This is a genomic window from Pontibacter sp. E15-1 (assembly GCF_022601975.1).
Taxonomy (GTDB): Bacteria; Bacteroidota; Bacteroidia; order Cytophagales; family Hymenobacteraceae; genus Pontibacter.
This window is the reverse complement of record NZ_JAKVIR010000034.1, coordinates 23,587-49,018: the sequence shown is the minus strand read 5'-3', so window position 1 is coordinate 49,018 and position 25,432 is coordinate 23,587. Positions and strand designations below refer to the sequence as shown.

Below are 25,432 nucleotides of genomic sequence, written 5' to 3'. Positions count from 1 at the left end.
AGAAGAAGCCAACTCTTAACCTTTCCATAAACTGCCAGTAACCCGGGCTTAACTTCTTGAGAGTAGCTTTGCAGAGAACAAAAAGCAAAGCTTATGTACTCTACATTTACGAAAGATACTGGCAAATATGTGGCAGCAACTCTTGTCTGGCTATTATGTTGCTACAGCGCATTTGCGCAGTCGAACGCCGTGCAGGGCACAGTGACTGATAGCGGGGGGGCACCTCTGCCAGGTGTCACGGTGCTTCTGAAAGGCACCACCCTCGGCACATCCACCAACGTCGACGGGACATACAGCTTTACTTCACCAAAAGCACTGACGCCACAGGATGTGCTGGTCTTCCGATTTATAGGCTTCAAGCCAACAGAAGTGCCGTACAGCGGCAACTCAACGATTGATGTGGAGCTGCAGGAGGATGACAAAATGCTGCAGGAGGTGGTGGTCACGGCCCTGGGGATTGAGCGGGAGCAGAAGGCCCTCGGCTATGCCACCCAAACCGTTTCCGGAGAGAGCCTGAACAGGGCCCGCTCCAACAACTTTGTGCAGGCCCTGTCGGGCAAGGTGGCCGGCCTGAGCCTTGTCTCGCCTGGCTCCGGTCCGATAAACTCGACAAGGGTTTCGCTCCGGGGCGATAACTCCCTAAACCCTGATGGAAACAACGCGCTGATCGTGCTGGACGGCGTGCCTATGAACAGCGACATGACCAGCTCGGGCGTAGGCAGCGCTTATGGAGCAGGCACCGGAAACGATGTACCGATAGACTTCGGGAACGGTATTGCCGACATCAACCCCGATGACATTGAAAGCATCACTGTGCTAAAGGGACCAGGCGCGGCTGCCCTCTACGGGAGCCGTGCCGCCAACGGTGCCTTGATTATCACCACGAAGTCAGGCGCGCGCAAGACGAAAGGAATTGGTGTAACTGTGAACACCAGCATCAGCTTCAACGATGTGCTGAAGTGGCCTGATTTCCAGCATGAGTACGGACAGGGCACTGAGAACAAAAACAAGGCAGGAGAACCTTATTACTCTTACAGGGCCTCAGAAGACGGCGGTAACACAGGCAGTACCAGTAGTGCCTATGGCCCCAAGTTCGAAGGCCAGTACTACCACCAGTACGACCCGGCCCTCGAAGGCCAATCAGCAGAGCGGCGTCTGTGGAGGCCTTATAAAGATAATGTGAAAGGCTTCTTCAGAACCGGCTCCACCATCACCAATAATGTAGCCGTGGAAGGAGGGAACGAAAAGGGTTCCGCCCGTGCCTCTGTCACCCACTCTAAAAACGAGTGGATCATGCCCAACACCGGCTACGAGCGTATCACGGCTGCACTCAGCCTGAACTATACAGCTTCGGATAAGCTCCGGCTCAACTCAAAAGTAAACTTCACCAACAAGAAAAGCGACAACCTGCCGGCTACAGGTTACAACAACCAGTCGATCTCTTACTTTATGATCTTCCAGAACCCTAACGTGGATCTGGCCTGGTACGAGCCAAGGTGGAAAGCAGGGCAGGAGCAAATTGACCAGATACACCCGTTCAGCTCCTACATCGATAACCCTTATGTCATCGCTTATGAAATGACAAACGCGCTGAACAGCTACGCGACCGTCGGTAACCTCTCGGCAACGTATGAGTTTTCCCCAAAGCTGGACCTGATGGTGCGCTCAGGAATAGACCTGAGCAGCGAAGACAGGGAGCAGCGCCGCCCGTTCAGTACCGCTAACTTCCAATACGGATACTACAAGGAGCAAGGCATTTTCGATTTCGAAACGAACACGGACGCCCTGCTGACCTACCGGGATAAAATCGGAAGTAAGGTAGACGTGAGGGCCTCGGTTGGAGGTAACAGGATGAGCCGCAAGTACAGGGGCACCAACGGTGTGATAGATGGTCTGGTGATTCCTGGAGTATACAAGCTCTCGAACGGTATCAGCAACCCCATGATGACCACCCGACACAGCAACAAGAGAGTCAACAGCCTGTATGCTTTAGCGTCCTTCTCTTACGAAGACAAAATCTTTGTTGACCTGACTGGCCGTAACGACTGGTCGAGTACGCTACCGGCGCAGAATAACGCTTTCTTCTATCCCTCTATCAGCTCGAGTTTCATCCTGACAGACCTGATAAAATTGCCGCGGCAAATCTCTTTTGCTAAGCTAAGGCTGTCGGCAGCGCAGGTGGGTAACGACACAGACCCCTACAAGACCAGGAAATACTACGGGCAGAGTGAGTTCGCAGGTTCCGGCTCGGTGCCCACCACCTTGCACAACGTCGACTTTAAGCCGGAGATTACCACCAGCTACGAGGCAGGGCTGGAGTACATGCTCTCCAAGGGCCGAATCGGGATGGATGTAACGCTGTACAGGAGCTTTACCCGCAACCAGATACTGGACGTGCCGCTTGACCAGACCACGGGGTACAGCAGGGCTGTGCTGAACGCTGGGGAGGTCCGCAACCAGGGCGTTGAGCTGGTGCTCAATGCCAGACCTATCGATAACACAAACTTTAGGTGGAGCACTACTCTAACTTGGGCCAAGAATGACAACGAGGTACTGGAGCTGGCAGGAGGCATAGAGGACGAGCAGGTAATTGCCTCCGGCGGCCAGGCAACCATTATAGCCAAAGTCGGCGGCACGACAGGCGATATATACGGCTATGGCTTTGTCAGGAGCCCTGACGGCCAGATTGTGTACGACAAGAGCGGCCTTCCTGCCTACCCTGATGAGGTACAGTACATCGGCAATGCCTATGCCGACTGGAAAGGCGGGCTCTCGAATGCGTTCACCTACAAAAACATCCGGTTCAGCTTTCTGGTAGACGGTCAGTACGGGGGTATCGTGTACTCGCAGACCCACCACAAAATGTCGGAGCAGGGCAAGCTGAAGCACACGCTGGAAGGCCGTGAAGAAGGATATATCGTGGGTGGGGGTGTCGTAGAAAACAGTGATGGCACCTACTCCCCCAACACCACCCAGGTAAGCCCGCTCCAATACTACAGGCGCTACTACCGCCGCGCCAACGTGGAGTCTAACTCTTTCGACGCCTCTTTCATGAAGCTGAGGGAAGTGCGCCTGGAGTATAGCCTTCCTGCATCGCTGCTGTCGAGGGCCAACTTCCTGAACGGTGCAAGTGTCGCGCTTTACGGGCGTGACCTGGCTATGCTCACCAATTTCCCGATGTTCGACCCGGAGACAGCAGCGCTGAACGGCTCTTCCATTATGCCTGGTGTCGAGATTGGCCAGATGCCTTCCACCAGAACCTATGGGGTAAACGTGACTCTGAAACTTTAACTTAACCAGCACCAGGTAACAGCCATCCTTTACAGGGCTGCCAGTAGCGGAGTTCTTTTACTGGCGGTTCCTTCTAACAGAAAGATCATGATGAACATAAAGAAAACATTCGTTTTATTTTTAGCGCTTAGCTGCGCCGGCGTTTCGTGTACCGACGACTTTGAAAAGATTAACTTAGATCCGAACAGGATTGAGAAAATCAGCCCCGGTACGCTGCTCAATCCCATCATCTATGAAATGGCCAGCTTCAACACCTCCAGGAGCGCTGCGTTTACCTTCGAGATCATGCAGGTGTCGCTTCCCTTCCCAAGCCCGTCAGGGGGGGAGCACCGCTACGACATCGGCGACAATGCCGGCAGTTCTACCTGGAGCACCTACTACCGCTGGCTCACCAACATCAGGGAGATGCGTGCCGCGGCAGTTGAGGCCCAGGACCCCAACTACGAGGCGATTGCACTGACCCTGAACGCCTGGGTTTACTCCCTGCTGACCGACAGCTTCGGAGATGTGCCGATGGTGGAGGCAGGCCGAGGGGATGAGGGAATTTTCTACCCGGCCTTCGACACGCAACAGGAAATCTACATGACCATCCTCAGCGACTTGGAAACCGCCAATGGCTTGTTTGACACCTCCAGGGATATGATTTACGGCACGGATATCCTGTACGGGAACAAGGTGGAGAACTGGCAGCGCTTCTGTAATTCGCTGCGCCTGAGGTTGCTGCTAAGGGTCTCGAAACGTGAAGAGATGGATTCTTTTAACAAAATGGCGCAGATTATTAATAACCCGGCAGAATACCCCGTGTTCACCAAAAACGAAGAGGCCGCGATACTGCAGGTTTCTGGCGTTCCGCCGCTTGTGTCGCCATGGGGCCGCGCCGTCGACTTCCGGACAGGGCGAGCCGCAGCTGCGTTCTTCCTGGATAACCTGAATGACTTGAGCGACCCCCGCCGGGAAAGATTTGTAGGAGAGGCCAGGATGACAGACGGCGTGACTTCCATCGGCTACAAGGGTATTCCGAGCGGTTACGCCGGGAACGATGCGCAGTTTGATTTTATCCCGTCCGACCTTAACATCGAGCTGGTGACGGCTCCTATGATTGCTGTGATAATGGGTTATGCAGAGGTCGAGTTCATCAAGGCCGAGCTGGCGCAGAAAAGCATTCTCAGCGCAGATGCGCAGACGCATTATGAGAATGGGGTGAAGGCGGCTATCAGGCAGTGGGGTATTGAGGTGCCTGCTGATTACTTTGAGAACCCTGCGGCGGCCTATGATGGTACCCTGGAGCGCATCATGCTGCAGAAATACTATGCCCTCTACTTTACCGATTACCAGCAGTGGTTTGAGTACCGCCGCACAGGCTTGCCTGTTTTACCGAAAACAGAGGCAATGCTGAATGACAAGATGGTGCCCGTGCGCTTCAAATACCCGTCTTCAGTGCAGGTTAGCAACAGCGCCAATTACCGGAAAGCAGTGGAAGCCATGGGTGGAGACGCCATCAACACAAAAGTGTGGTGGGAAAAGTAGACCTGCTATTCATTTAATAATGAAAGCATCGCAAGGCCTTCCAAAGCCTTGCGATGCTGCTTCAGAATCAAAGTCCTTTCAAACATATCACTATGTCACAGAAAAGAAGAACTTTCCTGAAATCGCTGGGGCTTGCGGGCATGGCAGGCTTGACGTTTGATGTCAGCGCCCTGCAGGCGGCTCCTACGGTGCCTGCTAAAGGCAAAGACCTCTCTGTTATAAGCCTCTCTGGAAAAGTGCTGGCCCAGGGCAAAGGCGTTTCGGGTGTTGCCGTAACCGACGGCACCAACGTCACGCTGACAGACGCAAAAGGTAATTACGAGCTGGCAAGCAACGCCAGCGCAGATTTTGTGTACCTCTCCGTGCCACGGGGATATGAGTTTGCGAACGAAAATGGCGTGGCCCGTTTTTACAAGCGTATAGCGCCTGCACGGGGCCGCTTTAAGGCAGATTTTGAACTGAAGAAACTTGGGCAGGAGGATGCGAAGCACAACTTTGTCGTGTGGGCCGATCCGCAGATGATCTCCAAGGCCGATGCGGAAGTGTTTAAGGCTACCTCTGCCCCGGATACCCGGAAGTTAATAGACAGCTACGGCAAGAATGCCCTGTTCCATGGTATCGGCTGCGGTGATTTGGTGTGGGATAAATTCGAATTGTTTGATGATTACAAAGCAGGTGTTGCTGCGACGGGTGTTCCTTTTTTTCAGGTAATCGGCAACCACGACATGGACCTTGATGCCCGCACCGATGACTTGTCCACAGAGACGTTTAAAAGCCTGTTCGGCCCTACCTATTACTCTTTTAACCGTGGCCAGGTGCACTATGTCGTGCTGGACGATGTGTTCTTCATCGGCACAGCTAAAAAATACATCGGCTACATCACAGAGCGCCAGCTGGCGTGGCTGGAGCAGGACCTTGCGCATGTAAAGCCGGGTGCCACCGTGGTGGTGAGCCTGCACATTCCGGCCTATGCGCAGCAGCATGTACGTAACCAGGAGAAGGAGGAGCCAATAGGAGGCGTGGTGTCCAACCGCCGCGAGTTATACCGCCTGCTACAGCCTTACAAAGCGCACATTATGTCGGGGCACACGCACTTCAATGAGAAGCTCATAACCGGGGAAAATCTTGTGGAGCACGTGCACGGAACGGTGTGCGGCGCCTGGTGGACGGGCCCTATTTGTTTCGACGGCACTCCGAGCGGCTATGGCGTGTATGAGGTGAATGGGAGTGACCTGCAGTGGTACTACAAAACAGTGGGCAAGGAGAAAACACACCAGATGCGTGTTTATCCGGTGGGTGCCGTGAAAGAAAAACCAGAGCACCTGGCGGTTAACATATGGAACTGGGACCCGGAGTGGAAAGTGGAGTGGCTGGAGGACGGCAAGCCAATGGGAGAAATGCAGCGCGAAACGGCCCTGGACCCGCTGTCGGTGAAGCTACACTTAGGCATGGACAAGCCAGCCAAGCACAAGTGGGTAGAGCCGCAGCTTACAGACCATATGTTCTTCGCCAAATTATCAGACGCTGTCCAGCGTGTGACGGTGCAGGCGACGGACAGGTTTAAGAATGTGTACAGGGAAGAGGTGGATGTAAAAGAGCTTAGCCGCTCTTAGAAAGCGACCCGTTGTGGCAAGACAAGGTCTTTAGAACCCGCGTCGAAGCCGGAATCACCATTTGAATGAAGTGCCTGTTTTATCAGGAGGGAGGCTGTAAGATAAACTGTGTCAAAGGGATTCGAGTACTACCTTTAACGCAGCTAAAATGGAAAACAAAACCCAACTGGATCTGGAGAAGATCAAGCGCCGGTTCCTGGAAGAGTTCCGGAGCGGCAAACCCACCTTCGGCAAAGACGGCGCCCTGGGGCCCCTGCTGAAACACTTCCTGGAGGCCGCCCTGGACGCGGAGATGGAAGTCCATCTGGACGCTGAGCAGCGGGCCAAAGGCAACCGCCGCAACGGCAAAGTCATCAAACAGGTGCGTACCTCAGACGGCGTGATCGAGGTGGAGTCATCCCGCGACCGCTCCGCTGGCTTCGAGCCGCAGATCATCCGAAAGCGGGAGACGGTGCTGGCCGAGAACCTGGAGCCCCGCATTTTGAGCATGTACGGGCTGGGCATGAGCCTGCGGGACATCTCCTCGCACCTCAAGGAGATGTACGACATGGACATCTCGCACGACACGCTCTCGGCCCTAACAGAGAAGATCGTGCCCCAGGTGAAGGAGTGGCAGGCACGGCCGCTGGACGCGCTCTACTGCATCGTCTGGCTGGACGCCATGCACTACAAGGTGCGCCAGGAGGGGGGCGTGGTCAGCCGGGCCGTCTATAACATCCTGGGCATCGACCGCCACGGCCACAAGGAGCTCTTGGGCGTGTACGTCTCCGAGAGCGAGGGGGCTGCCTTCTGGCTCTCAGTCTTGACAGACTTGCAGCAACGGGGCGTTCGGGACATGCTCATTGCCTGCATCGATAACCTGAAGGGCTTTGCTGAGGCCATTGCCACAGTCTTTCCCCAAGCCGAGGTGCAGAGCTGCATTGTCCACCAGATTCGTAACAGCCTCAAGTACGTGGCCTCCAAAGACCAGAAGGAGTTCGTCCGGGATCTAAAGCCCGTGTACCGGGCAGAGACAAAGGAACTGGCCGAGCTAAGGTTGTTGGAGCTGGAAGAGAAGTGGGGCAGAAAGTACCCGAAGGTCATCGAGAGCTGGCAACGGAACTGGGACAAGCTGAGCACGTACTTTAAGTATACTGAGCCGATACGAAGGTTGATCTATACCACCAACACCATCGAGGGCTTTCACCGTCAGGTCCGTAAGGTGACCAAGACAAAGGGGGCTTTCCCCTCGGACATGGCCCTGCTGAAGCTCATTTACCTGGCCCACCAGAACATCAGCCGAAAGTGGGTCATGCCGCTTGCCAACTGGAGCCAGACGGCCCAGCAACTGGCCATCTGGTTCGGGGAGCGCATGCAGCTGGACTTGAAGTGAGACGCGCTTCAAAAGTTTGGCCCTTTTGCTGTAAGGACTCACGCCAGAACAGCAAAAGGGCCAGTAAATTGAAATATGGAGGTGACACAGTTTAATTTACACTCCCTCAGGAGGAGCTTTTCAATCTAATCCGCCCATTCTGCGAGGGGGTGGCCTGCTTGAGACGGCCAGGGTAAAATCGAAAGACTCCATGATATGTAGAAACCTGGTAACGCTTGAAAGCTTGAGCGGCACGCCACACCCCAATAGCATTACGGCTTTTGCTATTATACGGGAATGAGAATACGGTCTCCAAGCCCGCACCGGCTAGGGTTCAAGAAAACTTAATTACCCTTTATACCATTCATCAGTCTGATATTTACTAGGAATATTCTAACTCCAAGGATCGTTTATTCCCAAGCTTTCAAGTTCATCAAACCATTGGTCTCTTTTTGATTCAGGTAGTCGTTCTCCACACCAAGGACAATATTGAATTTTAATTGATGAATTTCCCCCATCCATAATTTTGATTCCATATTCGTTAAATTTATTAACGTAGAGAATTGGCGTATCGATGTTTTCAAAGTCTTCCGAAGCAAATTCTTTCAATTTATCACACATAATTTAGAGATTTTTATATGCCTTTTAATATTTCAATTAGGTGTATTTGATTATTTTACAACTACTTAGCTAAAGCTGCTCCTATCATCTGTACACCTATGAGACCTTCTCCTGAAGGTACTGTAAGTATATCAAATACTATAATCCCTACTCCTACTGCCACAGTTCCATATATTAAAGTTTTTTCTATTGTCTTAGCACTAGGTTTATACCAAGGGTCAGGGCTCACAATAGGCTCTATACTTCTATCATCTACTGGATCCTTTATCATTTCTCCGTCAGGATTCCAAACCCCAATGTGCTTACCTCTTTTATTATATCTTTCTAACTCTCGGTGCTGCCCATCCCATTCTATAATATCTCCGTTTGGCAGCTTCCATCTTGGACGACCACCTTTAGGTTTTACTCTCTCTGCATCAGGGAATCCAGGAAGCCCATTCTTGGGAGGTGGCGTATAAGAAGGTGGCGCGCCAGCCTGCGCCCCCTTTTTCTTTTTAGGATCATCTCCATTTCCTGCTATATAGCGTGGCCCATCTTCCCTCAGATCAAATTTTTGACTGCTACTACCGTCATCAAACTTATCAGTACCATCAAACCTACTTCGGTCATGCGGCGAACTACCTTTAGGAAAGTCCATAGGCTCCTCTTTATTAAAGCTGCTTGGCCACATGCCATCTGGATCAATAAAACGGATCGGATTATTAAGGGCGTAGTTGTAAGGTGAATGCCTTCTCCCCAATTCACCCAGCGGATCCACCACGTGCCACCTGCCGATCTGGGCATCATACATCCTGGCCCCGTAGTCCATCCAGTTCAGGCCAAGCTCTTGTTGCCTCTCTTTCCCGTTGTACTGGAAGAGGTGGTCGGGCGTATTCTGCCGCTCGATGCCGGTTAAGTTGAGTCCCCAAGGGTCGTAGTGCTCCAAAGTGCAAAAATGTCCCTGTCTGGCGCACGTGCAGTACTATCAATATAGCTATTTCTCTATCGAATAAACAAGACCCATTCTGCTTTAGAAGACAGAGCGGCTAACTTCTGCCCAACCCAAGCAGCATGTTTTGTATCTTTGGGAAGTAAAGAATGAGACTACACCTTTCCCGATGCCCGAACAACACAACATCGAGTACAAGCAGAGCTGGCACGACGACTACCTGAAAGGCATCTGCGGCTTTGCCAACGCGCAGGGCGGCACCATCTTCATCGGCAAGGATGACAATGGCAAGGTGATGCACCTGCCGGACTTCAAGAGCCTGATGGACAGCATCCCGCAGAAGGTAAAGAACCAGCTGGGCATCCTGGTGGAGGTGAACCTTCGCCAGGAGGACGGAAGCCATTACATTGAAATAGTCACACCGCCTTACTCGGTCGCCGTCTCCCTGCGCGGAAGGTACTACTACCGCAGCGGCACCACCACCACAGAGCTGACGGGCCACTCCCTGACGGAGTTCCTGCTTAGGAAGTCCGGCAAGACCTGGGACGATGTGATGGATCCCTCCGCCACGCCCGAAGACATAGATCCAGCCAGCGTGAACAAGTTCCTGGGTGACGCTGTGAAAGCGGGCCGCATGCCGGATGTGTCTGGCTTAAGCCTCGGGGAGCTGCTTGAGAAGCTGCGCCTCTCTAAAGATGGCCAGCTCAAGCGGGCGGCTATCATCCTGTTCGGCAAGGACCCGGGCCGGTTCTACCCGAACATGGCCGTGAAGATGGGGCGCTTCGGGAAAGACGACGCGGACCTGAGGTTTCAGGAGGTGGCAGAGGGGAACCTCATCCAGCTGCTCGCTGAGGTGACGGCCCAGCTGAACCAGAAGTTCCTGACCAAGCCCATTGACTTTGAGGGGCTGCAGCGCGTCGAAAAGGACGAGTACCCGGTTGCCGCCATCCGGGAGATGCTGCTCAACGCCCTGGTGCACCGAAACTACATGGGCAGCACAGTGCAGATCAGAGTGTATGACGACAAGATCAGCATCTGGAACGAGGGGTTTCTGCCGGAGGGCCTCTCGCTGGAGGCGCTGAAAAGGCAGCACCCCTCCCGCCCCCGCAACCCCGTCATCGCGGATGTCTGCTTCAAGGGGGGCTACATCGATTCTTGGGGGAGGGGTACTCTCAAGATACTGGAGGCCTGCAGGGAGGCCGGGCTTCCTGAGCCGGAGATGCGGGAGCAGGATGGTGGCTTCCTGATCACGCTCTACAAGGACCAACTGAGCGAGGAGCAACTGGCAAAGGCAGGCCTCAATGACAGGCAGCTGAAAGCCGTTGCCCATACCAGGGAGCACGGCACCATTAACAACTCCCAGTACCAGCGCATCAACGGCGTTGGCAAGACCACGGCCACCGAGGAGCTGCAGCAGTTGGTGGACCTGGCCATCTTCACCCACACGGGCCATGGCCGTGGCTCTAAATATGAAATGGCCAGGTAATTGGCCGTTAATTGGCCGAATTGGCCACTAATTGGCCAGCTAATGGTTTTAGGGCCTAATGGCTATTGTTTCCCAACCGCACCTGTGCAGTTGGGAAACCGGCGTAGCACCGGCAAAAGCAATCACAAGACCTCCAAATTCGAGAGCTCACCAGTCCCCACAGCTCTTTTAATCGGCTACTTTCATAAGTTGGTAGTGCTTTAAAAAGTATGATGGTTAAAATAGCTGATAGTTATGTTCATAGCGTACATATGATTTGCTTCCTGCTTTGAGAAGCAGGTTGTCTTCCGGTTCATTCTTCTGTTTCTGAGCCTAAGGGCCGTGTTCACACCTTCAATAGCCTTGGTGAACCTCTTGCCTATCAGGTGCTTTTCGTAAGGCAGCACCTTGGCGAACGCCCTCCATTTGTCGGTGCAGAACCAGTTGACCTGCAGGCCCTCGAGCTTTCGGCAGAGCTTTCTGACGGTTGCAGCGCTCCTCGAGCCGCAAACCATGGCCACAATTTCCTTGCCCTCGGGGCAGTAGGCGTACACAAACCAGCGCTTGCGCTTCTTGTTGCCCACATAGCTCCATAGCTCATCTATTTGCAGCCTGTCATAAGGCCCCTTACTGACCGCCGCGCCTGCCTGCCCGGCCAGCCGCTGCAGGTGCCGCAGCACACAAACCTGGCTCACACCCAGGACATGGGCAATGTCACTCACGCCTGAGCCCCGCACCAGCATGCGGCTCATCAGCCGCTTGTTGGCCGGGTCGGCTCCCCAGTACAGATACTCGTGCAGGAACTGCTTACCGCATTGCTTGCACTTAAAGTTCTGCTGGCCTGTAACCTTTTTACCGTTTTTGACTACGCTATAACTGTAGCAGTGGGGACAATAGATCTGGATTTCCAACACACACATCCTTTTCTAACAACTCCGCTGCTATCTCTTTCTCAATCCATCATACTTTTTAAAGCACAACCCATAAGTTGCTTATCAAGTAGCCTATCTAATCTCGTTATTCCGGGGTATTTTGAGACATAAACCCGCGCGCGCACCTCGTCCTGAGATAAGTTTACACATTCTCGATTCATATGAAAGCAAGAGGATAAAGGTAAAGTAGGCTGGCGGCTGCCTATCCCCCACATCAAGACCGGCAAAAGAGGGGCAGGATGAGGTGTATGGTGTAAACTCTAGGAAAAGGGTTTAGCATCAAAAACTGTCAACCTATAGTAGGACAAGACACTACTCTATTTCGAAAGTCACCTTTACACTCCCAGAACCAACTGCCTGGGCAAGACCAGCAGGATCGTTTATGCGCCCTATGCGGGTGTAGCTGTAGGAAGTAGGAAATGCCTCATAAAAGAGCACCAGCGTATTAGAACCCCAGAGCATCAAATCACCCGCCTGGATAGTGCCTGGATTGGAGGCTTTTTCAGGCAGGTTTTTCTGTAAACGGAATAATTTCTCATTGCCGTTCAGCTCGCTCATATCCAACGTGAGTGGCAGCATCCCTTTTAGTGCTGTTACCGCCTCGTTATCGACAAGTGTTGCTTCAAATGTCTTTGATCCAATAATGATTTTCATCTGATTTCCTGTCGTGTTTTTCACTGGATCATCGGGAATATCACCAGTTACCGTGTTGACAATTTTGTCTTCCTTACAAGCTCCCGGAACGTTTAGTGATACCACGGAAATGAGAAGAATGAGCAAATGTTTCATTTTAATCAGCGTTTCGATATTGAATATCTGTCACGGGCTCCATCCACTCCACAATACCTTTCTCTGTATTGGGTATGATGTATAGCTGCTGCAGGCCTGTATCCGGGCTGGCTCCATGCCAATGAACCGTATTGGGCGGACACTGAATAACATCTCCCTTTCTCATGGTTTGCCGCGCCTGCCCCTTTATCTGATGGTACCCCACCCCATCTGTGATGATCAGGATTTGTCCGGCCGGATGCCTGTGCCAGTTGCTTCTGGCACCAGGCTCGAAATAAACGTTGCCTACCAGCGTAGCATAGGTGGAATCCGCAGGAACCAGCGCGTTTGCATAAGCGTTGCCCGTGAAATACTCCGAAGAACCTTTTTCACCTTTTGGAAAGATGCTTTGCACTTCTACTCCTGCAGTTGTCTGCTTATCTGTTTGCGCTGTAGTCTGCTCATTACAGCCTGTGGTTAGCATGCTGTAAAGAGCAATGCCTGTCATCATTGATAGTCTCATGCTGTTCATTTTAAGTGTTTGCCTATTTTCCATTTGCAGCACCAATTCCCTTTGCCCTCTCTGCCTGGGCTGCCTTCTCCGTTTTCAGGTGTTCGTTGAAGAATGATGTTAGTTTATCAAATGGAATTATATCTGTCTTGTCGTATAAATCAACGTGAGTGGCATTTGGAATAATCATTAGCTCCTTCTGCCCGGCTGCTGCCTTGTAAGCATCTTCACTGAAATAACGGGAGTGTGCTTTTTCACCGGCAATCAGCAAAACCGGACGGGGGGAGATTTCCTTTATGTAGGTCAGCAGCGGCATATTCATGAACGACAGCGGACTGGTCGCCGTCCAGGCACCGTTTGAATTGATCGAATTGGGATGAAAACCGCGCGGGGTTTTGTAATAATTGAAATAATCAACCACGAACTGGGGTTCGTTGCCCTGCAGCTTTTCGGGTAGGTTATTGGTGGATGGAGCGGGTGTGCCCTTCTCTGCATCGGCCCAACGCTGCTGGCCCATTTGCTCCAGCGCTTTGGTGCGCTGCTCAAGGGTCACTGCATCATTATAGCCCTTTGCCATCACCCGCGACATATCATACATACTGGTGGTGGCGACGGCTTTGACGCGTTTGTCCACGGCGACAGCGTTCAGCGCCATGCCGGCCCAACCACAGATTCCGATGATGCCGATGCGGTTCCGGTCAACCGAAGGCTGCAGCCCCAGAAAGTCCACGGCCGCGCTGAAATCCTCCGTGTTGATGTCCGGAGAGGCCACATGGCGGGGTTCCCCTCCGCTCTCGCCGGTATAAGACGGGTCAAAGGCGAGCGCGGCAAAACCACGCTCGGCCATAGCTTGGGCATACAGCCCGGAAGACTGTTCTTTCACCGCACCAAACGGGCCGCTAATGGCAAGGGCCGCCAAAGGCGCACTGCCAATGTTTTTAGGCAGGTATAAATCGGCTGCGATCGTGATTCCATACCGGTTTTTGAACGTTACCTCCTGGCGGGTCACCTTGTCGCTCAATGGAAATGTATAATGCTCTGTTGTAGCTTTCTCTTTCACTGTCTTGGTCTCTTCTGTTTTTACCCTTGGCTTTGCTTGGGCATAAGCCTGCCCCAAAATCATGAGGGAGGCAACCACTAATACTGCTGTTTTTTTCATGTCTCTTTAAGTTTGACGGTCCGACCATGGGGCCGAACGGAATGTGACTACTCGATTGATTTGATAAATTTGGCGGGAATCCCGCTCACAACTGCATTGGCGGGCACATCCTTTGACACAACCGCACCGGCCGCGACGACAGCGTTTTCCCCGACCGTGACCCCTTGAAGAATCGTCGCGTTTGCACCAATCCAGGCGTTTCGCTTGACGTGAATGGGTTTCGGTACAAGCGACTGCCTGTCTTCGGGGGAAAGCGGATGGCTCTCTGAGAGCAATTTCACACCGGGCGCCAGCAGCACATTATCCTCGATGGTGATGCCGCCCAGGTCCAGGAAAGTGCAGCCAAAGTTGATGAACACGTTTTTCCCGATCTTGGTGTTCTTGCCGTAGTTGATGTACAGGGGTGGAAACACGGCCGTTGACGCATCGATCTCACTTTCCGTGATCTGACCCAGAATGCTTCTGATCTCCTCCGGGTTGCTGGAATTGTTCATTCTCTGAACCAATTCCATCGTAGCATAGGATGCTTCAAGCATTCTGCCACTCTGCGGATCATTCGGGCTTATTGTTTCCCTCTTTCTCAATCGTTCGAAAATGTCTTTGTCGGATGCTTTCATACTGTATCATATTGACATTTACAAAGTTAAAGAATAACCGATTTCAAATTGTTACGCATTATTCTTCAATAGTGTCAAATATCACTTATATTAGCAGAAAGACGGAATCCGATGTCAAGTAAAGAACAACCGATAGTTATTTTATTGGAAACATTGAGTATCAATGACTTCCCCGGTCATTTTGAAAAGCTTTATCATACCCATTTATTTTGTCACCGCGGGAGCATCAGGTTTACCTTCAATGACCTGCAGATGGAATGCAAGAGAGGGGAATTCCTGTTCTGGTTTGCCGGAAGCAGACTTTCAGATTTGCAGCCTTCAAAAGGCTTCAAGGCAACAGTGTTGCTGGTGGAAAAAGATTTTTTGAACAATAACATGCCCGACCAAAGCTGGAGTATCAATGCCCTTCTGCACTCCAGGGTCTATCCGGTCAAAACGTTGCATGGCAAGAATGACAGGCAGAGAATCCTTTCGAACTTCAAGTGGCTGCATGACCGCTTTTCGGAAACCGATCACCGCTTTTACGAGGAAGCCCTGAGCTTGCAGATGCAACTGTTTATCCTCGACATGTGGCACATCTTCGCCAACGAGTACGAAAGACGGAGACACAGTCTGCAAACCGGAACCTTGTACGAGCGGTTCATGCAGTTGGCACAGGAGCACTGCATGACGGAGCGCGAAGTGCAGTTTTACAGCAATCAATTGAACATCACCCCCAAGTACCTCAACCTGGTTTGCAAGAACTCATCCGGTGTCACGGCTTCCGGATGGATCCAGCGCTTCGCCAGGGAGCGTATCCTCCTCCTTCTGCAAAACAAGAACCTCAACATCTCCGAGATTGCCCATGAGATGGAATTTAGCAGCCGCTCGTTTTTTACCCGCTATGTGAAAAAGCTGTTGGGCGCTACACCGAGCGAGTACCGAAGCAGATTGGGGTAGATAAGATACGTTTGCGGTAGGCAGGCGAAAACGCAGTGACAAGGGCATCAACCGCACCTCTGATACCGGCAACGAACGTCAACTACGTCAGAGCAACGATTAGCAACAGCCAGGCAGCAAGGAACTACTAACAGATTCTGGTGAACATAACTTCCGTTATCGGGCCAAAAGATTAGCATCACAGCCCCTATTCAGGGATAAAGCTGTATGCCTGTAAGACTGGCTTCCCTTTTCCTATCTTACGTATAGGTGTCATGAACCTCTCCCTCTTCAACAGCCATTCCTTAGCCGGAAGATTGGAAATCGTTTGGGCGCACGGCGCTTTGCTGGCCCACCGCGGCAGAAGGGGGTATCATATTGAGATATATGACATGGGAAGCTTCTTCGCTGGGGTATGGTCTAACCCACAGACTGATTTTATAAGTCTGGTACGGGGCCTGGACAGCAGAAGGGCGCTTGAGCCCTATGTAACCTCTATCAATCTATTAGAAATGACACAAAGCATTTTCTGAGTAGCAATACAGCGTCCCATAAGCTTCGTTACGATAAACAGGGCCTTTTAGAGGTACTCCCAATTTATGGACATGATACAGTAATGAGATAGGCAGGCGCAAGCGGCGGCCCTTTGTTCATCGCTCTTCTATATGGGACAAAAGCAGTGCCGCCACTTTTTCAGCTAATCGTAGCGGCTGATACTTTGACACCCGGGATAGCAACTCCGGAAATTCAAAGTGATGTACCCAGCCAGCGAAAGCCAAGAAGCGATAGATAAGTGCATACAGAAGCATATCCACTGAAGCATGTTGTGCAACCCTTGTTTTAGCTCTCACCTGAGAGCTTGTTTCTGCTTGGTAATTAAGCTATCCAAGCAGCTCATACACCTCCCGCATGTAGAGCGCCTCCTCAACTACTTCCTTGAGGCGCTCCCACTCCTCTTCCATAAAGGCCATACTTATATCCTTGCTCGGCATGCGCACCATGATGCGCTCCGCCCCGTCCGGGAAAGGCACGGCACCCTCGTCAAAGTCATAGCCGCTGATAAGGTTTCTGAAGGAATGGAACTGCTCCGGGGTAAAGTTCATGATCAGGTTATTATGCCACAGGTAAATGAACTTACAGCCCACGCAGTGGCTGACACAGACACTGTTTCTACTGCTCAGGGTTCGGGTATCGCACATAAAGCTTTTTTGTTGAGGACGCTACTGTCCTGTCAGATGAATTAATTGTCAGAAACTACAGCTTGCCTGTCTCCGCAGCTTGCCCGGAAAGAGCTTCAGGAGGGAGCCAACAAACCGCGGCCTAAGTACATTTAGTGCCCATATTCTGGTAAAGTAAGCAGAGCCCTTCAATGACAGGACTCTGCTTTCTCACTAACGAACACTTACTATAACTCTACAACCATAGAGACATTGAAGGCAGCCCCCTTGCCCTTCGTGTACAGGTTCGTTCCCGTGAACCACTGGGAGCGGGCGGGGAAGTAGTCCTCGTTGAGCAGGTTCTCCACCCCCACGTTGAAGGAAGTGCTCTTGGTGAGCCTGTAACTGGCCGACAGGTTCACCAGCCGGTAAGGCTCCACCGGCCCCTGGTAGAAGCTGTAGGTGCCTTTCTCGTTCAATTCGAACCTTTCCCTTGCGCCAATACCCGTGTACTGCAGGTTGAACAACAGCCTGTTTTCCAGCAGCGCGTAGCGCAGGTAAGCCGTGTATTTGGGAGGGGATATCCGCTCACCGCCCAGGTACACGTCCTCTTCATCCTTGAAACTGCCGTTTTCATTTGCATCTATCTTTCCCTCCACATAGGAGAAAGTCGCCCCTATGGAGAGGTTCTCCAGCACCGCCGCGTCGGCCGTCGCCTCGAAGCCGTGGATCCGCTCCGGCGTGCGTATCACCACGAACACGCCGTCCTTGTAGAGGCCGCTCGCCCCCAACTCGGAGGTGCTCACAAAACCGACTCCCTCCAGCCGCAGCTTGCCGAGCTTGCTCACAAAGCCCGCCTCGTAGTTGTTGATCACGATGGCCTCGGTGCTGATCTTGCCGATGTCGTCCACCCTCGCCGAACGCAGCAGCACACCGATGTCGGCCACAGAGAAACCCTGCGAGAAGCTGGCGTAGGGGGTGAAGTACGCGCTCCTGTTGTAGCGCAGGCCGGTGTTGAACAGGTAGGCGTTGTAGCCGAGTTCGCCGCCCTTCACGGCAAAGCCCGGGTTGTCAATTTCCCCGGTCTTCGTGTTCACCGTTCGCAGGGTGGTATAGTCATCCACGGAGATGCTCACTTTCTCCACTCTGAAGCCACCCTTGAATATGAGGTCCTCTGCGATTGTGGTTTTAAGCTGCACGAAAGGGGCCAGGTTGAGCATGTCCATCTCCGGCACCCACGTCCTGCCGTCTACCAGCGGCTGAGAGGTGATGTCGTTGAGCACGTCCAAGCCGTAGGTGACGTCTCCGTCCAGGCTGCCGCTTATTTTGTAGGGCGTGCTGAACAGGATCCGGGCGCCTTTCTTCTCTGAGGAGATCATCGACTGGCCGCCGTTCTCGAAGACGGGGGACCAGAAGAACACGTTGTCCACTGCTTGGTAATAGGCATCCGCCTCGTAGCGGCTGTTCAGGAAGGCGTGCTCGCCGGAGAGGCGCAGGCTCAGGTTGTGGTTACCCCTGACGCCCTGCGGAACGCCCTGCGTCTCGCCCAGCACGGCTCTTGTCTTCTGCCTGGTCTCGTAATTGCCGTACTCGGGGAGGTAGTTCGTCTTCTGCTCGCTGCTGTAGTAGTTGTAGGTCAGCTGCAGGCGGTTGAAAGGCGTGAAATCGTAGCCCAGCTTCACAAAGCCGTTGTAGGAGTCTGTCTCCCCCAGGCCGTAATCCGGCGGGAGCACATCGCCCTCGGCGTCCTTCCACTCCCCCGTCTGCTCATAGGCACCGCTCACCACGTAGTCGAACTTGCCGGTCTTGCCATAGAACATCTGGCTCACCCTGGCCCCGATGCTGTTGTCTGCCTCCACCAGGGAGCCGCCCGTGCCGACAGTGGTTCTGGAAGAGAGCGCCTTCTGCTGGCGCGGCGTCCTGGTGATGTAGTTGATGAGCCCTCCGGCGGCTCCGTTGCCGTAAATGGCGGTGGCCCCCTTGATCACCTCGATCCGCTCGACGGCGTCCGGGTCCAGGGCGCGCAGGTCCACCGCGCCATTACGAAGCGGCGTGGACTGCGGCACCCCGTCGATCATCACCAGCATGGCCCTGCCCCGCAGGGTCTGGCCCCAGTTGCTGCTGGTGCCCGTGCTGGGCGCGAGGCCCGGCACTCTGTTGCTCAGGATGTCGGTCAGGTTGCTGCTCACCAGCATGTCCTCCTCTATCGCCTTCCTGGAGAGCACGGTGATGGAGGAGGGAACCTGGTCGATGGTCTCGGGCGTGCGGCTGGCCGAGACCACCACCTCGCTCAGCCCCTGCTGGGCCTGCTCCAGGCTCACCCGCACCCCGGATGCTTCTCCTTCTGTTACCCGCACGGTGACTGACTCCCGCTGGAAACCCACGGCCGAGACCACCAGGCGGTGCTCGCCGGGCTTCACCCCCTCCAGGACAAAGGCCCCCTCTTCGTCGGTGGTGGCACCGGTGTTCGTGCCTTGCAGAAACACGCTGCTGAATGGAACAGGCTCCCTGTTTGTGTCGAATACTGTTCCCCTGATGCTACCCGTCTGCGCAATGGCGCTGACCGAAAGGCAGATGCAAGCGATCAGTAGCGATAAAATTCTCTTCATAATTTTGTTATTTAGAATAATTATAAATAATCGATATGGGCAAAAGTAAGAACGAATTGCAAAAACCCAAACCTTTATTTAGATTAATTCTAAACAACCTTTGTCTTGTTTTGATTTCCCCTTAGTTTTGTTGCGAGCCTTCCCCCTGTGGTGGTCAGTTGACGGCAGGTGATTAAAATCAGCTCAAGAAGATGAATAAGCGGCAAAAGAATCAGAGGAACACTGTTCAAAGGGCATTCTCCCTCCATCACTGGCTGGGGCTGGCGGCGGGGGTGTTTCTCCTTGTCTCAAGCCTCACGGGCTCGGTGCTGGTGTTCCACCACGACATTGACCACGCGCAGTTCGCGCACCTGTCCACTCTGGAGGAGCCTGCCTCCGGGCTGAGGATAGACAGTTCCCTTGGGCGCATCAGGGAGGAGAACCCCGGCGCTGACATCCGGGTGCCTGGCCTGCCGGAGGGGCCGCTGGAGGCCCTGAAGTATGAGCTGCGCGAGGGTGGCTCCCGGCGGTGGGTCTTTGTGCACCCGGAGACAGGCCAGACGATGGCGACGGTGCGGCACGCAGAAAAGCGCCTGGTGCACGTGTTGCTGGACATCCACTATAACCTGCTGTCAGGGACGGCAGGTAAGATAATCGTGCTTCTGGGCGGCATCGCCCTCATCCTGCTGACCCTCACCGGCTTCCTTCTCTACCGCAGGTCTATCCTGAGGGTGCTTTCCTTCAGGCAGCGCGTGTCCTTTAAGAGCAGGCGCTCTTTTTTCTCCGGCCTGCACCGGGTGGTGGGGGTGTGGAGCCTGGTGTTCAACCTGATAATCAGCGTCACCGGCACCTACATCGCCTTCACCATTGTGCAGAGCGCCCTTGCCCCGAGCAGCACGGTAGAGGATGATTCCCCAGCCACGGTCTCTGTGGATGCTGTGCTCAGGCAGGTAAAGGAGGACTACCCGAGCTTCGAGGTCAACTACCTGCGCTTCTCCGGCGGAACCCTCTCCGTGCTTGGGAGGCTGAACTCAGACCCTGCCTACTACGGCGCCACCTACAGCAGCCTGCAGGTGGATTTAAGCACAGGCAAGGTGAAGGGGACAAGCTTCGTGCGGGACACGCCCTGGCACAGGAGGTGGGTGACGGTACTCAAGCCGCTGCACTTTGGCGATTATGCAGGGCTGTGGGTGAAGCTGCTTTACAGTTCCTTTGGCATGCTGCCAGGCATTCTGGCTGTTTCCGGCTTCCTTGTGTGGAGGCTGCGCGGCAGAAGGCCTGACCGAGGGACACCGCAAAGAAGAGCAGTCCCGGCCCACCCGGCCCCTGTCAGGCCTTTGTCATAATAAAGCCGTTTCATGCACATTGTATGGGGCAGCGGCTCCGAAACCTGTTGCTTTGTGTACGGCACGCTTGCTGCCCTGCCCCACCCGCGTGGCCCCCTGGCATATGAACCTGTGAAAAAGGAGAGAGCGGCCCATGTAGCCGCTCTCTCCTTTTCCCTGTTTTTACTTTTACCTGCAGCAATCAGGCACTTCCGCCGTTTTCTCTGTTAACGGGCAGTCCGGCGTCCCCTTCAACGGGCACTCCGCCTCGCCCCCGCCAAAGGCGAAAGCCGCACCGCCTGCAAAAATCGCCGCGGCGGTCACAAGTCCAAATAGTCTACGTTTCATAATATCAATCATTAAGCGCTCTGTCGGGCAGGCAACAAAGCTGGTTATACAAAGCAACCGTACCTTGCCTGTGGATTTAAGCAGCCATCGCCTCGCATTTGTCGGCACACTCCCTACAAATTTGAGCGCACTCCCGGCACACTTCGCTATTGAACTTGGCGCACTCATCTGCGCAATCCCTGCATACCTGGGCGCACACCCTGCTTACCTGCCCCACATAGTCTGACTTGGCTGCGCACATGCCTGCACAGGCGGTGGCAATGGCAATCGTGTCCAGACACAACTTGTGGCATCTCTTCATGTCAGGCTCTCCCAGGTGCTCGTCTAAGCAAACTCTGCTGGCTGTAACTGCACTGTAACAGGAATCTATGCAGGACTGCATTTCTTGGCTGATTTTTTTCATGGCTTATGGTTTTGGGTTTATTGATCCAAACGGTTTAAGCGGGGTTGCCAATCCCGGCGGCTTCTAATTGCTCTCGGCTTACCCCCCTGCCTGCGCAGCAGGAGAGCAGCTCTCCGTTCACTACCACCGCTGGAAGGGAGGTAATGTTATACTCTTTCACTTTGCTGACGCACTCTTTCGTGTCGCACTGTTCCGCGAGGTTGTAAATTGTTACGTCACAGGATTCACAGGCCATTGACTGTACCATTTCCACTACTGGCTCACAAACAGGGCAGCCTGCGGTGAACAACTCTATTTTTCTCTTTGCCATAGTCGTAAATTCTAATTTTAAACAAAGCTACAGTCGGGGCGGGGGTGGGCTCCAAACAATTGCAGCTAACTTTTTTGCTGGTTTTCCTTTATCTGGTCATATACCGCCTGAATCTCCTTCATTTTGGCTGTCAGCTCATCATGGTTCAGGTCGGGAAACTGCTTCCGTAGCAGCTCTATGGTGTTTTCCTGCCCGCAGTCTCCTGGGCAGGCTTCCATTGTCTCTGACAACTTAGCGGCCAGGGACTTTCTGAAAGTCTCGTCCAGCAGCAGGAATTGAGCGGTGCTAAGTGCTTTGCCAGCCGCCTTGAACTGCACCAGCACCTCTTCAGGGGCTCTGTCATTGTCAAGCATTTTGATAATACCGTCCAGTTGTCCCTTGATGGTGTTCAACCTGGTTTTAATATCCCTAGTCAAGTCCTTTTGTAGCATGTTTTTCAATTTTGTGAAATATAATTGGGGTAGGGGGGTGGCCTGCAAATTATTTGTTTAAAATTTTGTGGCGGAGAGCCTTCGCAAAGGAGTGGGCTTGAATCTGAAGAGTACTCACACTGTGAGTACAATAGCCATTTCGACCAACTACACCAGAAATAGAGCCCGGAGCGGAGGGGCGGTGAACCGGTAATGACCTGAGCAGGTAGATAAAAGGCCTATACCCACTTTCCTTAAACAACTTTTCCCTAGCTGCGCTTTAGCGAGCTGAGCCACCATTTGCGCGAGGGCGCATGTTTTAGCTGCTTCTATTAAACATAATTGCGCCTATCAGCTGACATTAGATTATCTGTCTGTTATATATTAATGTGTAACAAACAGACGGTAAAAAATGAATAAAGAGAACATTTTTTACCGTCTGCCATGGGCCCGCTTTATTTGTTCAAAAAGCAACCATGGAAATAAACCAAACTATCAAAAGGATCCGCAAAAGCAAGAAGATCACGCAAAGTAGCATGGCAGACAAACTGTAGATGGCCAGGTCCACTTATAGCAAGCTGGAGTCCGGCAGCACCGGCCTTCCTTACGAGAAGCTGATCAGCATCTCTCGGCTATTGGATATCCCTGTTTACGAGATCATCCATGAGAATGAAGAGCTGTTCTTCAAGTCCCTCGTTGACAGATTCTCACTCATGCTGCTGCTCGCCGAGCACATCATAGTTGAAGCCATGTATAGGATGGTTCCCTACGAAGATTTGCAGGCCAAGCACTTAGAGTTACTTTTACCCAAGGGCTTTTCCACCAGAGAAGCGTATGAGGCTACGCCTCTGGGCGGACGGGTCTATGAATTCGGCCCTAAGGAAGCGTTTGAGCGGATGATGCAGCACCTTGGCATGCAGATACTCTTCGAGGAGAAGATGATCAAAGATGACTATTGGCTCAAAAGGTGGAAAGCCTACAAAGACAAATCAAATCCAGAGTTTGAAATAGATGACAGGGAATATTTTAGGATGCACATAATCATGCTGTCGATGTCAAACAGAGAGGAAAGGCTGGTTCAGATAGCCGAAAGAGATCTCCCCGAAGGAGCAGACGAGTGGGACGTCCTAAACTATGTGGTTGAGAAGACAGGTGCCTAACGCGGAGTTCATGGCTGTGTGCTATGAAGGCTATAATCCTCTTACCTTCAGGTAAACACGACCCTGTTAACTTGCTAGTTATGCTCAATAGCGAATCGAGGGCAGTCTATGTTTAAATAATTAGATATAAAATAATATATATAATTAGACAAAATTGTGTTATTCTGCTTTCCAGATCCCAACCTTAGCTGTGAGAGCAAATGCGATAGGTCATTGACCTGATTCCAGACCACACAAAGGTACTGCCCGACTATTTCAAGGGCAACCCTTATGCATCAAAGCGCGGCAAACTGCTCCTGCTGGCCCTTTCCAACATAGGCACCGCCTGGGGGCCTGGCATTACTAAAGCAACCCGTCGTCACCTTGCTGCTGGGAGACATCGGCTTCATGCTGCTTCCCCAGAGGCAGGTTCCGGTTGGGCGCAAAGGTGAAAGCAATCGCGGGAGTAGACTTTTTCCTTGTGGCCACCCCTTTTATCAACCACTACCCGGAGGCTGACGCACGCGAGGCCCAGGAGCTATGAGGTGTATCGAAAATTCCTGCGTACGATAAGCAAGCTTTCACATATTTCAAATCTACTTGCTGGTCATGCGTAGACTTATATGATAGGAGAGGATAGGCAGCACCATCAGCTGAGCAAGCGGGGATAGGCCTACCTCCAGGCCCGGAACTACCGGCATCAATGCGGTATAATTCCACTCACCGGTTGCCAGTGCCCACAGCTCAAAGCCCACAGCGAGTGCCCCTCCGACCAGCGCTACAAGAGCATACCGTACAAACATGTTGTGCCTGGGCCAGTAAATGTCCTTATACAAGAGGGCAAGAACGAGGTAAACCAGTAGTATCACCAAGCCGTCTATGATAGAGGCGATAAAGCAGACCCAGAAGTGCTTCCAAAAGCCGCCGTAGCTGACATAAAGAAAGGCTTGCGCGTTTTCCCAAACTAGGTTCACCAAAAAGCCAACTGCAAAGATCCAGGCAGAAAAGACAATCACTCCTCTCCCTTTTGTATTGCCACTATACTGCTCACCCATGGTCATTGATGGTTTAGTAAAAGGTAAGATAGAGGGACTGCATATCATCCAAAGAATAAACCTGTGATTCTTTTTGCTTTGCTGCATGACCCGTCACCGCCAATAGCTAACTTTCAGGCAAAATGGCATTGAAAAGTTTGTTGCCACTGTCCTTGCACACGCGAACATCCACTCCTTCTAAAGTTAATCCTTTACTACCCTCCGGGTTCGTGCAAAGTTTTACCACAGGGAGTCAAGATTTAAATACAGCTGAATTTATCACTAAAAGGTGCCAGGAAAGCTATTACACAGCTTAGAGGCAAACCAAGCTGATCTATAGCTCTGATTCATCGCACAAATAGGTTTACCTTTGTTATGTCTTTGTTTTGTACAAGGTATTTGGATAAAATCCTTTTTTGGGGTACCTTTGCATATTGTTCACCATTACCTCTTCCAAAAGAAGATAACAGAAACCATTTCCAGACGTATCGCGTTGGACATGAAAAAAACAAGAAGTGCGTCATCTTTTACATATCGTCTTAGTCATCTCCTTGCTCCTTAGCACGGCGGGGTATGCTGTGACGAAGCATTTTTGTGGAGAGGTCCTGGCAAGTGTTTCGGTAGGAGCAGCAGATACAAAGCCATGCTGCGACCCAGGTAGCATGCCTGCTGACTGCGACTGTCACAGCGACACTGATCACGTCTCGGTTGAGGATGATTTTCAGCTCGATCAGCAGGTCATCAAGTTTACCCCCCCACTGCAGTTCGTATTCGTTAGCCTCATCAATGAATTGCGGCTTGCTCTGCTTCTGGACGAGCCGTCCAAAAAACTTTTATTTCACTCCAAACAGCCTCCTTTAGCTGAATCTGATATCTTCATCAAGGTTCAGTCTTTCCTTATTTAAAGCATAGTTATACTCTTGTAGGCACATCCTTGCGAAGTTCTGTAGGCACAGTCTTCATAAGGGGTTGGTAGCCTATGGCTTTGTCTTTACAGAGCCATGTTGTCTGTTCCTT

24 protein-coding genes are annotated in these 25,432 nt (G+C 52.5%); 10 read left to right on the top strand and 14 right to left on the bottom strand.

The genetic code is table 11. From position 1 onward, the window contains the following. Nucleotides 1–93: 93 nt before the first annotated feature. From MKJ04_RS20085 to MKJ04_RS20070, 4 genes are all read left to right on the top strand, one after another. Nucleotides 94–3,291 (top strand): SusC/RagA family TonB-linked outer membrane protein, encoded by a 3,198-nt coding sequence (locus tag MKJ04_RS20085; protein WP_241643582.1) that lies wholly within the window; start codon nucleotides 94–96, stop codon nucleotides 3,289–3,291. Between the two features lie 87 nt (nucleotides 3,292–3,378). Beyond that, nucleotides 3,379–4,818, top strand: coding sequence for a SusD/RagB family nutrient-binding outer membrane lipoprotein (locus MKJ04_RS20080; protein ID WP_241643581.1), 1,440 nt, complete (start codon nucleotides 3,379–3,381; stop codon nucleotides 4,816–4,818). Nucleotides 4,819–4,910: 92 nt separating this feature from the next. Next, nucleotides 4,911–6,431: a calcineurin-like phosphoesterase C-terminal domain-containing protein gene (locus tag MKJ04_RS20075; protein WP_241643580.1), complete on the top strand. Its 1,521-nt coding sequence runs from the start codon at nucleotides 4,911–4,913 to the stop codon at nucleotides 6,429–6,431. Between the two features lie 148 nt (nucleotides 6,432–6,579). Continuing rightward, nucleotides 6,580–7,803 carry an IS256 family transposase gene (locus MKJ04_RS20070; protein WP_241643578.1) on the top strand — a complete coding sequence of 408 codons (1,224 nt, stop codon included), beginning with the start codon at nucleotides 6,580–6,582 and terminating at the stop codon, nucleotides 7,801–7,803. A 372-nt stretch (nucleotides 7,804–8,175) separates the two neighbouring features. Here MKJ04_RS20070 and MKJ04_RS20065 read toward each other — a convergent pair whose 3' ends face one another. Then, nucleotides 8,176–8,403 carry a DUF6980 family protein gene (locus tag MKJ04_RS20065; protein ID WP_241643576.1) on the bottom strand — a complete coding sequence of 76 codons (228 nt, stop codon included), beginning with the start codon at nucleotides 8,401–8,403 and terminating at the stop codon, nucleotides 8,176–8,178. 61 nt (nucleotides 8,404–8,464) lie between these two features. Then, nucleotides 8,465–9,328: an RHS repeat-associated core domain-containing protein gene (locus tag MKJ04_RS20060; RefSeq protein ID WP_241643574.1), complete on the bottom strand. Its 864-nt coding sequence runs from the start codon at nucleotides 9,326–9,328 to the stop codon at nucleotides 8,465–8,467. 172 nt (nucleotides 9,329–9,500) lie between these two features. Here MKJ04_RS20060 and MKJ04_RS20055 point away from each other — a divergent pair, with 172 nt between their 5' ends. Continuing rightward, nucleotides 9,501–10,817, top strand: coding sequence for an ATP-binding protein (locus tag MKJ04_RS20055; protein ID WP_241643572.1), 1,317 nt, complete (start codon nucleotides 9,501–9,503; stop codon nucleotides 10,815–10,817). A 200-nt stretch (nucleotides 10,818–11,017) separates the two neighbouring features. Here MKJ04_RS20055 and MKJ04_RS20050 read toward each other — a convergent pair whose 3' ends face one another. From MKJ04_RS20050 to MKJ04_RS20030, 5 genes are all read right to left on the bottom strand, one after another. Then, on the bottom strand, nucleotides 11,018–11,710 hold the full coding sequence (locus tag MKJ04_RS20050) for an IS1 family transposase (protein WP_241643570.1): 693 nt from the start codon (nucleotides 11,708–11,710) through the stop codon (nucleotides 11,018–11,020). Between the two features lie 330 nt (nucleotides 11,711–12,040). After that, nucleotides 12,041–12,517, bottom strand: a complete 477-nt coding sequence (locus MKJ04_RS20045) for a cyclophilin-like fold protein (RefSeq protein WP_241643568.1) — start codon at nucleotides 12,515–12,517, stop codon at nucleotides 12,041–12,043. Between the two features lies 1 nt (nucleotide 12,518). Next, nucleotides 12,519–13,019, bottom strand: a complete 501-nt coding sequence (locus MKJ04_RS20040; protein ID WP_241643566.1) for a cupin domain-containing protein — start codon at nucleotides 13,017–13,019, stop codon at nucleotides 12,519–12,521. A 22-nt stretch (nucleotides 13,020–13,041) separates the two neighbouring features. After that, complete coding sequence (locus MKJ04_RS20035; RefSeq protein WP_241643564.1) at nucleotides 13,042–14,166, bottom strand: alpha/beta hydrolase; 1,125 nt, start codon at nucleotides 14,164–14,166, stop codon at nucleotides 13,042–13,044. Nucleotides 14,167–14,213: 47 nt separating this feature from the next. After that, entirely contained in the window at nucleotides 14,214–14,660 is a 447-nt protein-coding gene (locus MKJ04_RS20030; RefSeq protein WP_317246735.1) for a DapH/DapD/GlmU-related protein, read from the bottom strand. 375 nt (nucleotides 14,661–15,035) lie between these two features. Here MKJ04_RS20030 and MKJ04_RS20025 point away from each other — a divergent pair, with 375 nt between their 5' ends. Together MKJ04_RS20025 and MKJ04_RS20020 are read left to right on the top strand one after the other, a co-directional pair. Beyond that, nucleotides 15,036–15,722 carry a helix-turn-helix domain-containing protein gene (locus MKJ04_RS20025; RefSeq protein WP_241643560.1) on the top strand — a complete coding sequence of 229 codons (687 nt, stop codon included), beginning with the start codon at nucleotides 15,036–15,038 and terminating at the stop codon, nucleotides 15,720–15,722. Nucleotides 15,723–15,976: 254 nt separating this feature from the next. Next, entirely contained in the window at nucleotides 15,977–16,234 is a 258-nt protein-coding gene (locus tag MKJ04_RS20020; protein ID WP_241643558.1) for a hypothetical protein, read from the top strand. A gap of 348 nt (nucleotides 16,235–16,582) precedes the next feature. Here MKJ04_RS20020 and MKJ04_RS20015 read toward each other — a convergent pair whose 3' ends face one another. Both MKJ04_RS20015 and MKJ04_RS20010 read right to left on the bottom strand, forming a co-directional pair. Further along, entirely contained in the window at nucleotides 16,583–16,900 is a 318-nt protein-coding gene (locus MKJ04_RS20015) for a DUF6686 family protein (RefSeq protein ID WP_241643556.1), read from the bottom strand. Nucleotides 16,901–17,106: 206 nt separating this feature from the next. Continuing rightward, nucleotides 17,107–19,467 (bottom strand): TonB-dependent receptor, encoded by a 2,361-nt coding sequence (locus MKJ04_RS20010; RefSeq protein WP_241643554.1) that lies wholly within the window; start codon nucleotides 19,465–19,467, stop codon nucleotides 17,107–17,109. A 191-nt stretch (nucleotides 19,468–19,658) separates the two neighbouring features. Between MKJ04_RS20010 and MKJ04_RS20005 the strand changes: the two genes are divergently transcribed. Next, nucleotides 19,659–20,792 carry a PepSY-associated TM helix domain-containing protein gene (locus tag MKJ04_RS20005; RefSeq protein ID WP_241643552.1) on the top strand — a complete coding sequence of 378 codons (1,134 nt, stop codon included), beginning with the start codon at nucleotides 19,659–19,661 and terminating at the stop codon, nucleotides 20,790–20,792. 168 nt (nucleotides 20,793–20,960) lie between these two features. Here the strand turns inward: MKJ04_RS20005 and MKJ04_RS20000 are convergent, their stop codons facing one another. The 4 genes from MKJ04_RS20000 to MKJ04_RS19985 form a co-directional block, all read right to left on the bottom strand. Then, nucleotides 20,961–21,119, bottom strand: coding sequence for a hypothetical protein (locus MKJ04_RS20000; RefSeq protein ID WP_241643550.1), 159 nt, complete (start codon nucleotides 21,117–21,119; stop codon nucleotides 20,961–20,963). A gap of 76 nt (nucleotides 21,120–21,195) precedes the next feature. Beyond that, nucleotides 21,196–21,360, bottom strand: a complete 165-nt coding sequence (locus tag MKJ04_RS19995; protein WP_241643607.1) for a four-helix bundle copper-binding protein — start codon at nucleotides 21,358–21,360, stop codon at nucleotides 21,196–21,198. Nucleotides 21,361–21,556: 196 nt separating this feature from the next. Beyond that, the gene (locus tag MKJ04_RS19990; RefSeq protein WP_241643548.1) at nucleotides 21,557–21,832 is read right to left on the bottom strand and encodes a thioredoxin family protein; all 276 of its coding nucleotides are present in this window, start codon (nucleotides 21,830–21,832) and stop codon (nucleotides 21,557–21,559) included. Between the two features lie 65 nt (nucleotides 21,833–21,897). After that, on the bottom strand, nucleotides 21,898–22,263 hold the full coding sequence (locus tag MKJ04_RS19985) for a metal-sensing transcriptional repressor (RefSeq protein ID WP_241643546.1): 366 nt from the start codon (nucleotides 22,261–22,263) through the stop codon (nucleotides 21,898–21,900). Nucleotides 22,264–22,796: 533 nt separating this feature from the next. Here MKJ04_RS19985 and MKJ04_RS19980 point away from each other — a divergent pair. Next, the gene (locus MKJ04_RS19980; protein ID WP_241643544.1) at nucleotides 22,797–23,402 is read left to right on the top strand and encodes a helix-turn-helix domain-containing protein; all 606 of its coding nucleotides are present in this window, start codon (nucleotides 22,797–22,799) and stop codon (nucleotides 23,400–23,402) included. Nucleotides 23,403–23,977: 575 nt separating this feature from the next. On the opposite strand, the gene MKJ04_RS19975 is transcribed toward MKJ04_RS19980, so the two are convergent. Continuing rightward, nucleotides 23,978–24,436: a hypothetical protein gene (locus MKJ04_RS19975; protein WP_241643542.1), complete on the bottom strand. Its 459-nt coding sequence runs from the start codon at nucleotides 24,434–24,436 to the stop codon at nucleotides 23,978–23,980. Nucleotides 24,437–24,930: 494 nt separating this feature from the next. On the opposite strand from MKJ04_RS19975, the gene MKJ04_RS19970 reads away from it, so the two are divergent. Next, entirely contained in the window at nucleotides 24,931–25,320 is a 390-nt protein-coding gene (locus MKJ04_RS19970) for an HYC_CC_PP family protein (RefSeq protein WP_241643540.1), read from the top strand. Nucleotides 25,321–25,432: the final 112 nt, after the last annotated feature.